We start from the raw sequence: 258 nt of genomic DNA, 5'->3' as shown, positions 1-258 counted from the left end.
CAGTTCGTCGTCTTGTACTTGCCCCTGGGGCGCTTGCTCTCACTCATGCTGCGAGCCTAGCAGCTGATTGGGGTGGATTTGTGCAACAGAGCCCTACGGACTGAAAGCGAAAAACAAAAGGCTTGCACCATCACTGATGCAAGCCTTTGATTTCAAAAGAAATTTTGGCTCCCCGACCTGGGCTCGAACCAGGGACCTACGGATTAACAGTCCGGCGCTCTACCGACTGAGCTATCGGGGAAAGACCAAGATCATAGC

1 tRNA gene is annotated in these 258 nt (G+C 53.1%); it reads right to left on the bottom strand.

The features are described from left to right. Nucleotides 1–165: 165 nt before the first annotated feature. Nucleotides 166–241, bottom strand: a tRNA-Asn gene (locus HA630_RS02835). Between the last annotated feature and the right edge of the window lie 17 nt (nt 242–258).

The sequence above is a fragment of the Aquabacterium sp. A08 genome (genome assembly GCF_011742065.1).
Note: the sequence above shows the minus strand (reverse complement) of the source record. Positions and strands in the feature narration are given on the sequence as shown.